General features: G+C 71.4%; 7 protein-coding genes and 1 pseudogene. 3 read left to right on the top strand and 5 right to left on the bottom strand.

The genetic code is table 11. The features are described 5' to 3' along the window. From STRAU_RS37350 to STRAU_RS37340, 3 genes and pseudogenes are all read left to right on the top strand, one after another. Positions 1-551: pseudogene (locus STRAU_RS37350) on the top strand (hypothetical protein); the annotation flags it as partial. Positions 552-695: 144 nt separating this feature from the next. Beyond that, entirely contained in the window at positions 696-1,100 is a 405-nt protein-coding gene (locus tag STRAU_RS37345) for a VOC family protein (protein ID WP_016645578.1), read from the top strand. Between the two features lie 37 nt (positions 1,101-1,137). Further along, on the top strand, positions 1,138-2,268 hold the full coding sequence (locus STRAU_RS37340; protein WP_016645577.1) for an LOG family protein: 1,131 nt from the start codon (positions 1,138-1,140) through the stop codon (positions 2,266-2,268). A 190-nt stretch (positions 2,269-2,458) separates the two neighbouring features. Here STRAU_RS37340 and STRAU_RS37335 read toward each other — a convergent pair whose 3' ends face one another. The 5 genes from STRAU_RS37335 to rlmN all read right to left on the bottom strand — a co-directional run bounded on the left by STRAU_RS37335 (position 2,459) and on the right by rlmN (position 8,519). Continuing rightward, on the bottom strand, positions 2,459-3,250 hold the full coding sequence (locus STRAU_RS37335; RefSeq protein ID WP_037664508.1) for a maleylpyruvate isomerase family mycothiol-dependent enzyme: 792 nt from the start codon (positions 3,248-3,250) through the stop codon (positions 2,459-2,461). A gap of 80 nt (positions 3,251-3,330) precedes the next feature. Further along, complete coding sequence (locus STRAU_RS37330; protein WP_016645575.1) at positions 3,331-4,386, bottom strand: ABC transporter ATP-binding protein; 1,056 nt, start codon at positions 4,384-4,386, stop codon at positions 3,331-3,333. Continuing rightward, positions 4,386-6,125 (bottom strand): ABC transporter permease, encoded by a 1,740-nt coding sequence (locus tag STRAU_RS37325; RefSeq protein ID WP_078621744.1) that lies wholly within the window; start codon positions 6,123-6,125, stop codon positions 4,386-4,388. The genes STRAU_RS37330 and STRAU_RS37325 overlap by 1 nt, the downstream gene beginning before the upstream one ends. After that, a complete protein-coding gene (locus STRAU_RS37320; RefSeq protein WP_016645573.1) occupies positions 6,101-7,207 on the bottom strand; it encodes a thiamine ABC transporter substrate-binding protein in 1,107 nt (368 codons plus the stop codon). The genes STRAU_RS37325 and STRAU_RS37320 overlap by 25 nt, the downstream gene beginning before the upstream one ends. A 205-nt stretch (positions 7,208-7,412) precedes the next feature. Next, complete coding sequence (gene rlmN / locus STRAU_RS37315) at positions 7,413-8,519, bottom strand: dual-specificity RNA methyltransferase RlmN (RefSeq protein ID WP_016645572.1); 1,107 nt, start codon at positions 8,517-8,519, stop codon at positions 7,413-7,415. Positions 8,520-8,831: the final 312 nt, after the last annotated feature.

Below are 8,831 nucleotides of genomic sequence, written 5' to 3'. Positions count from 1 at the left end.
GATTCGCCGACGGATCGGGCGGCTCGGGCCCGCGGATGCCCGGCGGACTCGTCGGCGGCCCCGTCGGCGCGCTGGCCGGCTGGGGGCTCACCGCCCTCGGCCTCGCCCTCGCCGGGCCCGCGCTCACCCACCTCTGCGGACGGCTGCTTCAGGCGGTGCGGCCGGGGGCGGTGCGGCTGCTCGCGGGGCGCGTGCTCCAGCAGGAGGCGCGGCGGATCGGGCGCCCGCTCGGCGTGGTGAGCGCGGTGGCTTCGGGCGCGTACGCGGCGGGGGCGCTGTACGCCGACGGGGCGGCCGGCCGCTCGGACATCGGCCCCCTCACCACGCTCGGCGCCCTGCTCGTCGCGGGCTGCGCGGTCCTGACCCTGACCACGGCCGCCGTCGAGGCCAAGCACGCGCGCGCCGACACCACGGCGGCGCTGCTGCGGCTCGGGGCGCCGGCGGCGCTGCTCCGGGGCTGTGTGGCGCTGCGGGCCGGGGCGCTGCTCGCGGTGTTCGGGCCGGTGACATGGCTGGTTGCGGAGCTGTCGACGATGCCGCTGGTGCGCTGATCCGTCGCGGCCGCGGTGCCCTCGAAAACTCGTACAAGAAAATTTTGCGACGGACGATGAGTTCCGCTCCGAGGGGCTGTCTAATCCTGCGTAAGACGCACACAGACCTTTACGCAAGGCACACGCACCCCACGGGAGACGCACATGTACCAGCAGATGATCTTCGTGAACCTGGCCGTGAACGACGTCGAGGCGTCGAAGAAGTTCTTCACCTCGCTCGGCTACTCGCTCAACCCCCAGTTCTCCACGGACGACACCGCCTGCGTCAAGATCAGTGACACGATCGTCGCGATGATGCTGAGCAAGTCGCACTACAGCCAGTTCACCACCAAGGAGATCGCGGACGCCTCCAAGACCAGCGAGACGCTCATCGGCCTCAGCGCCGAGAGCCGCTCCGCGGTGGACGAGCTCGTCGACAAGGCGCTGGCCGCGGGTGCCACCGCCGGCAAGATCCAGGACTACGGCTTCATGTACGGCCGCGCCTTCGACGACCTCGACGGCCACACCTGGGAGATCATCTGGATGGACCCGGCCCAGGCCGAGGGCTGAGCGGGACCCACGTCCCACGGGTGCATAGCATGGGCGGATGCTGCCTTCCGAAGCATCCGCCCCGCACCCCGGCGACCGCGAGATCGAGACGCTCGCCGAGTTCGACGAGGTCTTGGCGGTACGCGGCTCGCTCGCCGGATTCCGCGTCCAGGCCGTCGACTTGACGGACCGGACGTCCGCGCTGCTCACCGCGGACACCACGGGCGCCGTGTTCCTCGGCTGCCCGATGGCGGAGGAGGCCGCCGCCCGCGTCCGGGCCTCCGGCGCACTGGTCTTCCCGCCCGTCCCGGGCCTGCCGTTCGACCCCTACCGCGCGCTCCTGTACACGCCCGGCGATCTGTTCGCGGGGCTCGACGACGGCGGCTACGAGGCGACACCGGACGCCCGCGCCTACGCGTGGTTCCAGCAGACCAAGGCCGACGGGGACGTGTTCGCGTCGATGCTGCGCGCCGTGCACGACGACTCCATCTCCGACGCCCTCGACGAACTCCTCGCCGGGGCGCGGGTGGTGGGCGTCATGGGCGGCCACGCGATGGCGCGGGGCACGGCGGAGTACGAGGGCGCGGCGCGGCTCGGGCGGCAGCTCGCGCGGGGCGGGTTCACGGTGGCGACCGGGGGCGGCCCCGGGGCCATGGAGGCGGCGAACCTCGGGGCGTACGCCGCCGTGTACGACGACGACATGCTGGACGAGGCGCTGCTGATCCTCGCCAAGGCGCCCTCGTTCACGCCGTCGGTGACCGAGTGGGCGCGGGCCGCGTTCGCGGTGCGCGAGCGGTGGCCGTCCGGCGGTCCTTCGGTCGGCATCCCCACGTGGTTCTACGGCCACGAGCCGCCGAACGCGTTCGCCGCGCACCTGGCCAAGTACTTCGCCAACGCGACCCGCGAGGACGGGCTGCTGGCCCGGTCCAACGCGGGTGTCGTCTTCCTGCCGGGTGCCGCGGGCACCGTCCAGGAGATCTTCGACAACGCGACCCCCAACTACTACGAGTCCCGCGGCGCCCCCACCCCCATGGTCCTGGTCAACACCCACCACTGGACCCACCACCTCCCGGCCTGGCCCCTCCTCCAGTCCTTGGCGGCGGACCGGCCGATGGGGGCGCGCATCGCCTTGGTGGGGGATGTGAGCGAGGCAGCAACAGCCTTGGCACAGATGGGTAGTTCGGCGTAGCCCCACGCGCTGCGGGCAGCTGGGCCCCCTGGCCTGCCCGCTCACGGCGCCGGGCAGCTCTCCCGTTCCCCGCTGCGGGCAGTTGGGCCGCGTGAGCAGTCTGCTTCGCGCTGTGGGCAGCTGGGCCGCCAGGGGCGGCTCCCGACCCTCAAGGCAGCCCAACGCCTACGCGCGCCCTCACCAACGACAGTCACCCAAACGAAGCCCGCTCCAGCCAGAAGTCCAACAGCTCCCGGTCCCCCAGCACTTCAACCCGCCCGGAGTCCAACCCCCGCCGCCGGTAGAAGGCGAGCAGAACCTCCGTAAGCGGCCCCCGAAGGGCGACGTCGGCCTTCTCGTGCCCCCGCCGCCAGACCACCCCTTCCTCGGCCAACTCCACGACCCACTCCGCGTTCAACGCGGCCCCCGCATCCATCGCGTGGAGATGAATGCTCCGCCCACCCCCACGCAACTCGGCGGCATTGTCCGCCAAGTTGGTCCGCTGAACGTACTGCACGATCTCCAGCCACTCATCGATCGCGTCAGCGGCGACCTCGGGCGCCACCTCGTACTCGACCCCCGCAGCGATCGCCGCGTCGGCCCGGTGCACGGCCACCTCGTGTGTCATCCGCCGAGCCCAGAACCCGGCGGTCTGCTCCCCCGCCCACGTCCACACGGCCGTCTCGCCGGAGGCACCCCGAAGCGTCGCGTCCATCCGCTCCGCCGTCTCGGCGAGCCACGCGTCGAGCCCGGCGGGGTCGTCGTCACCGGGCCCCTCGAAGTCCGGGACGTCCGACTCGGGTACGTGCTTGTCCGCCCGGGTCCGCACATGCGCCTCGACCCACCGCACCGCGCCGCCGGTGTGCCGGGCGAGCCGCCCGAGCGTCCACTCGGGACAGGTCGGCACGGTGACCGTCAGGTCGGCCCCTGTCAGGGTCTCCCTGAACAGCCCGAGCTGCCGGGCGACTTCTTCGCGGTACCGGTCGTATCCAAGTCTCGTCATGGCCGAACCATAGGTCGCCGTCCCCCACCCGGTCAGCCAGGTTTCCGCCACCGCCCCGGCCGCCCGGGGGGAACCGCCCCTCAGCCGAGCACCACCACGTCACCCGAGTCGAACGCCACCCCCACCGTCTCCCCCACAGCGGGCGCGTCCCGCAGCGCGCACGCCGCCTCGAGCCTCGGCCCGCCCGGCGGCTCCAGACGCACGGCGACATGCGTGCCCCGGAACGTACGCGCCGCCACCACACACGCGAGCCCCTCCCACGCCCCCACGAGCCGCACCCCGGCGGGCCGCACGAGCAGCCGGCACGCCCCCTGCCGGGTCCCGCCCGGCACCGGGACCTTGCCCCACACCGTGTCGGCGGCCTCGCCGGTGACCGTCGCGTCGACCACGTTGTCGAACCCGAGGAAGCGCGCGACGAACTCGTCGGCCGGGTTCCGCCACACCTCAAGAGGCGTACCGGACTGGGCGATCCGCCCGTCCCGCATCACCACGACCCGGTCCCCGAGCGCGAACGCCTCCCCCTGGTCGTGCGTGACGGCGAGCACCGTCGTACCCAACTCGTCGAAGAGTTCCCGCAGTTCGACGACGAGGCGCTCCCGCAGCGAGCGGTCGAGCTGGCCGAGCGGCTCGTCGAGCATCAGCAGGCGGGGCCGCGGCGCGAGCGCCCGGGCGAGCGCGACCCGCTGCTGCTCGCCGCCCGACAGCGAGGACACGGCCCGCTTCTGCGCGCCCGGCAGCCCCACCAGGTCCAGCAACTCGGCGACCCGCAGGTCCTGTTCGGCGCGCGTGGCGCCGTGCATCCGGGGCCCGAAGGCGACATTGCCCGCCACGTCCCGTTGCGGGAAGAGCTGATGGTCCTGGAACATCAGGCCGACGCCCCGCTTGTGCGCGGGCACCCCGCCCTGATCGCGCCCGCCGAGCACGATCCGTCCGCCGTCGAGCTCCTGGAGCCCGGCGACGGCCCGCAGCAGCGTCGACTTGCCGCTGCCGCTCGGCCCGAGCACGCACACGATCTCGTGCTCGGCGACGTCGAGCGCCACGGCGTCGAGGGCGGCGCGGGCCCCGAAACGTACCGTCACGTCCTCGAGGCGCAGCAGCGCCGCGCCCCGCGGCGCCCCGTCCCGCGCGGCAGTCATCAGAACTCTCCCGTCGTACGTTCCGTGCGCAACCGCTCGAGGAGCAACAGCGACACCGCGCACACCACCATCAGAATCGTCGAAAGGGCCATCGCCTGCCCGTAGTTGAGGTCTCCGGCGCGCCCGAGCAGCCGGGCCACCGCGACCGGCAGGGTCGGGTTGTCCGGCCGGGCGATGAACACCGTCGCGCCGAACTCGCCGAGCGACACCGCGAAGGCGAAGCCCGCCGCGATCAGCAGGGCCCGCCGCACCAGCGGGAAGTCGACCTCGCGCCAGGCCCGCAGCGGCGAGGCCCCGAGCACCGCCGCCGCCTCGCGCAGCCGCCCGTCCACCGCGCGCAGCACCGGCAGCATCGTGCGTACGACGAAGGGGACGCCCACCAGCGCCTGGGCCAGCGGGACCAGGATCCAGGACGCCCGCAGATCGAGGGGCGGCTCGTCGAGGGCGATCAGGAAGCCGAAGCCGACGGTCACCGCGGACACGCCGAGCGGCAGCATGAGGAGCGCGTCGAACCCGCGCACGAGCCGCCCCGCGCGCCGGGTCAGCGCGGCCGCCGCGAGCCCGCCGATCACCAGGGCGATGACGGTGGCCACGACGGCGTACCGCAGCGAGTTCCAGATGGCGTCGATGGCCGGGACGAGGAACGCGCCGCCGTCGGCCGACCGCAGCGTCTCGTAGTACAGGAATCCGTAGCCGCCGGGCCCGTCGAGCGACCGCTGCACCAGCACGCCGAGCGGCAGCAGGATCAGCAGCGCGACAGTCAGGAGCACGAAGCCGAGCAGGCTCCACTGCCCGGCGCCGCGCGGCCGCCGTACCGTCGCCGCGGCGTCCACCAGCTTCAGCGCGCTCTCGCGCCGGCGCACCGTCCAGGCGTGCACGGCGAGGACCGCGCCGACCGCCGCGAACTGCACGATCGTGAGGACGGCTGCGGTCGGCAGGTCGAGGAGCTGGGCGGTCTGCCGGTAGATCTCGACTTCGAGGGTCGAGTACGCCGGTCCGCCGAGGATCTGGACGACGCCGAACGACGTGAACGTGAACAGGAAGACCATGAGCGCGGCCGCCGCGACGGCGGGCGCGAGCGCGGGCAGTGTGACCGTCCGCCAGGCGGTGAGGCGGGAGGCGCCGAGCATCCGCGCGGCCTCCTCCTGGCGCGGGTCGAGCCCCGACCAGAGCCCGCCGACGGTGCGCACGACGACGGCGTAGTTGAAGAAGACGTGCGCGAGCAGGATCGCCCACACCGTGGTGTCCAGGCGCATCCCCCACAGCTCGTCGAAGAGCCCGCCGCGCCCGATGACGGCGAGGAAGGCCGTGCCGACGACGACGGTCGGCAGCACGAACGGCACGGTGACGACCGCCCGCAGCACCTGCTTGCCCCTGAAATCGAAGCGCGCGAAGACGTACGCGCCGGGCAGCGCGATCAGCAGCGTGAGCGCGGTGGAAGCGAGCGCCTGCCAGGTGGTGAACCACAGCACCTGCTGGATGTCCGACTGCCCGATCACCTCGCCGATCCGGCCGAACTGCCAGCTCCCGTCGGCCTTCAGGCCGCGCGCGACGATCGCGGCGACCGGGTAGGCGAAGAAGACGGCGAAGAACGCGACGGGCAGGGCCATGAGGCCGAGCCGCGCCGCGCTCCCGCGCAGGTCCCGGCGACGAGCCGGGCCCCTGCGTGCCGTACGTCCCCCAGGGGACTTCCCGGAGCGGGGCTCGGGCCCGGCTACTTCAGAACGAGCGAGGTCCATGACTTGACCCACTGCTCACGGTTGTCGGCGATCTTCTTCGGGGCCATGGTCTGCGGCTTGTCGACCTTCGCACCGAACTTCCGGAACAGCTCGGGCGTCTGCGCGGTGTCTGTCACCGGGTTCACGAACATCTGGAGCGGCATGTCGTCCTGGAACTTCTTGCCGATCATGAAGTCGAGGAGCGCCTTGCCGCCCTTCTCGTTCTTCGCGCCGCTCAGCAGGCCCGCGTACTCGATCTGCCGGAAGCAGGTGCCGGTGGCGACGCCGGTCGGGGCCTGCTTGGGCCCTGGCTTGGCGTAGAGCACCTCGACGGGCGGCGACGAGGCGTACGACACGACGAGCGGCCGGTCGCCCTTGGCCTTCTTGCCTCCGGCCGAGCCGGAGAACTCCTCGTTGTACGCCTGCTCCCAGCCGTCGACGACCTTGACGCCGTTGGCCTTCAGCTTCTTCCAGTAGCCCTGCCAGCCGTCGTCGCCGTACTGCGCGGCGGTGCCGAGCACGAAGCCGAGGCCGGGCGAGGAGGTCGAGGCGTTCTCGGTGACGAGGAGGTTCTTGTACTGCGGCTTGATCAGATCGTCGAAGGACTTCGGCGGCGCCAGCTTCTTGTCGGCGAAGTACTTCTTGTCGTAGTTCACGCAGATGTCGCCGGAGTCGACGGGCGTGACGCCCTTCTCGCCCTTGGCGAGCCGGTACTGCGGCAGGACCCGGTCCAGGCCCTTGGCCTCGTACGGCTCGAAGACGCCGTTGTCGAGCGCCCGGGAGAGCAGGGTGTTGTCGACGCCGAAGAACACGTCGCCCTGGGGGTTGCCCTTGGACAGGATCGCCTTGTTCACGGCCTGCCCGGCGTCGCCGTCCTCAAGGACGCGGACCTTGTAGCCGGAGGTCTTCTCGAAGTCCTTCAGTACGTCCTTGGAGACCTTGAAGGAGTCGTGCGTCACGAGGGTCACGGACTTGGAGTCCGACACCTTCGATCCGTTGTCGGAGCCGCACGCGGTGACGACGACGAGCCCGAGGCCCACGGCGGCCGCGGTGACCGACGCCCTCTTCACCGACGCCTTCTTTATGGTGCTCACGAAAAACATCCTCCTGGAGTGACCAGGAAGAGACGCGGCCCTGCCCGGGACCGTCGGATCGGCGTCCCGGGCAGGGCGCAACAGCTTGAGTAGCGACCGAACTTCCTACCCAGAATGACCTGGGCGAGGTTCAGAGGGTCTGCGGCCGATACCGCACTCTCAGCGCTGTGGCGCTCCCCTGTCGGAATATGCAGATGTGGTTACGCCCGCAAGACTACCTCTCGGCCGCCGCGAGCTGCCCGCACGCCCCGTCGATCTCCTGGCCACGGGTGTCACGGATGGTGACCGGCACACCGTGGGCCGCGATGGCCTCGACGAATGCCTTCTCGTCCTCGGGCCGCGACGCCGTCCACTTCGAGCCGGGTGTCGGGTTCAGCGGAATGAGATTGACGTGCACCGGCTTGCCCTTGAGCAGCCGCCCGAGCCGGTCGCCGCGCCATGCCTGGTCGTTGATGTCCCGGATCAGCGCGTACTCGATGGAGAGGCGGCGGCCCGACTTGGCCGCGTACTCCCAGCCGGCGTCCATGACCTCGCGGACCTTCCAGCGGGTGTTGACCGGGACGAGGGTGTCGCGCAGCTCGTCGTCGGGGGCGTGCAGCGAGATGGCGAGGCGGCACTTGAAGCCCTCGTCCGCGAACCGGTGGATGGCGGGCACCAGGCCGACCGTGGAGACGGTGATGCCGCGCTGCGAGAGGCCGACGCCGTCGGGCTCGGGGTCGGTGAGGCGGCGGATCGCGCCGGTCACGCGGTTGTAGTTCGCCAGCGGCTCGCCCATGCCCATGAAGACGATGTTCGACAGCCGGGCGGGGCCGCCGGGGATCTCGCCGTCCCTGAGGGCCCGCATGCCGTCGACGATCTGGTGCACGATCTCCGCGGTCGACAGGTTCCGGTCCAGGCCCGCCTGGCCCGTCGCGCAGAACGGGCAGTTCATGCCGCAGCCCGCCTGGGAGCTGATGCACATGGTGACCCGGTCCGGGTACCGCATCAGCACCGACTCGACCAGCGTGCCGTCGAACAGCCGCCACAGGGTCTTGCGGGTGGTGTCGTCGTCACAGCTGATGTGCCGCACCACCGACATCAGCTCCGGAAGCAGTGCCTCCTGGAGCTTGCCGCGCGCACCGGCGGGGATGTCCGTCCACTGCTCCGGCTGGTGCGCGTACCGGGCGAAATAGTGCTGCGAGAGCTGCTTGGCGCGGAACGGCTTCTCGCCGGCCGCGGCGACGGCTTCCTTCCGCTCGGCGGGCGTGAGGTCGGCGAGGTGCCGCGGCGGCTTCTTGGCTCCGCGGGGGGCGACGAAAGTGAGTTCTCCGGGCTTGGGCATGGTCCTTCAAGTGTCGCAGACATACGAGAGGGGCCCGCCACCCTGTGGACAACGGACCCCTCGTACACAAAACAGCAGGTCAGCCAGTTCCCAAGAACGCCACGAACAGCAACCACACCACCGGAGCCGTCGGCAGCAGAGAGTCCAAGCGGTCCATGCTGTATCGATGTGCGGCTCCGCCGCGTGGCGCCATGGCCGGGCCGCAGCGTGCCCATGCCCTTGATGCCAGAGCCAGGCGGCACCGCAGCACCGCCCAGACCGACTCAAACAGCAAAGATCAGCCCGACCCCAGGAACGCCACGAACAGCAACC

This window comes from Streptomyces aurantiacus JA 4570, from assembly GCF_000414115.1.
GTDB lineage: Bacteria > Actinomycetota > Actinomycetes > Streptomycetales > Streptomycetaceae > Streptomyces > Streptomyces aurantiacus_A.
The sequence above is the reverse complement of the archived record's forward strand: the minus strand, read 5'-3'. Positions and strand labels throughout refer to the sequence as shown.

Bases quoted from the DNA above. Each gene is read 5' to 3' on its own strand.
- STRAU_RS37345 (WP_016645578.1), top strand. From the start codon at position 696: ATGTACCAGCAGATGATCTTCGTGAACCTGGCCGTGAACGACGTCGAG.
- STRAU_RS37340 (WP_016645577.1), top strand. From the start codon at position 1,138: ATGCTGCCTTCCGAAGCATCCGCCCCGCACCCCGGCGACCGCGAGATC.
- STRAU_RS37335 (WP_037664508.1), bottom strand. From the start codon at position 3,250: ATGACGAGACTTGGATACGACCGGTACCGCGAAGAAGTCGCCCGGCAG.
- STRAU_RS37330 (WP_016645575.1), bottom strand. From the start codon at position 4,386: ATGACTGCCGCGCGGGACGGGGCGCCGCGGGGCGCGGCGCTGCTGCGC.
- STRAU_RS37325 (WP_078621744.1), bottom strand. From the start codon at position 6,125: ATGGACCTCGCTCGTTCTGAAGTAGCCGGGCCCGAGCCCCGCTCCGGG.
- STRAU_RS37320 (WP_016645573.1), bottom strand. From the start codon at position 7,207: ATGTTTTTCGTGAGCACCATAAAGAAGGCGTCGGTGAAGAGGGCGTCG.
- rlmN (WP_016645572.1), bottom strand. From the start codon at position 8,519: ATGCCCAAGCCCGGAGAACTCACTTTCGTCGCCCCCCGCGGAGCCAAG.